Below are 223 nucleotides of genomic sequence, written 5' to 3' on the forward strand. Positions count from 1 at the left end.
GCCAGTTTGAATGCCGGATCGGACCTCAGATGATCGAGGTCGTCGGCGTCCTCGTAGCCGCAGCAGATCGCGAACATGCGAGCGCGGAACATATCGACCAGGCTGTGCACGCCCCGCGTCGGATCGCGCCGATCCGGGAACACCCGGGCCAAATTGTCGGCCAAACCGAGACGCCGCTCGGCCATCGCCAGAAGCATCACGCCCCCGTTCGAGGTTAGGCGCC

1 protein-coding gene is annotated in these 223 nt (G+C 65.5%); it reads right to left on the minus strand.

Going from position 1 to position 223, the window contains the following annotated elements; all coding sequences use genetic code 11:
* A partial coding sequence (locus tag QJT78_RS52690; RefSeq protein ID WP_281461006.1) for a transposase occupies positions 1-223 on the minus strand: 223 nt, incomplete at both ends.

Source organism: Bradyrhizobium sp. Mp27, from assembly GCF_029953005.1.
Taxonomy (GTDB): domain Bacteria; phylum Pseudomonadota; class Alphaproteobacteria; order Rhizobiales; family Xanthobacteraceae; genus Bradyrhizobium; species Bradyrhizobium barranii.